The organism is Streptomyces sp. DH12 (assembly GCF_020873895.1).
GTDB lineage: Bacteria > Actinomycetota > Actinomycetes > Streptomycetales > Streptomycetaceae > Streptomyces.
In genome coordinates, this window is sequence record NZ_JAHWGT010001564.1 from 1 (window position 1) to 399 (window position 399).

The 399-nt window shown below is 73.9% G+C and carries 1 pseudogene; it reads right to left on the bottom strand.

Features of this window, described 5'->3' with window-relative positions:
• Nucleotides 1-158 precede the first annotated feature (158 nt).
• Nucleotides 159-399, bottom strand: a pseudogene (locus LPA54_RS41105) (DUF3800 domain-containing protein); the annotation flags it as partial.

The following is a 399-nucleotide window of genomic DNA, read 5'->3' on the forward strand; positions in this document are numbered from 1 at the left end:
ACCGTGGGTCCGGACGGCGCGCTCTGGACGGCCCTGGAGACGGGCGGGGTGGGGCAGGTGAAGCGGTCACTGCCGTGACGGGGGCCGTCGCCCCGACCAGCGGATCGGCCACCGGTCGGTGGCGTCGGCCAGGGCGCTGCGGTGTTCGCCGCCCCGCGCTACACCCCACTCGGCAGACCGTCACCGTCCGTCTGCTGCGCCGGGATGACGACCGCGGGCGGGACAGGCCTGCCTGGCCCGAACATCAGGCTCGGCGGCCGCGCGGTGCGCCGGTCGGACACCACGATCCCGCCGCGCCACTTGCCCACCGGGTCCTGGTAGCGGAACTGAAGCTTCTTCAGTCGCTCCCCGAACTCCTCCCTCAGGGGGCGGTACGCGTCGTCGCAGTGCACGTTCCAC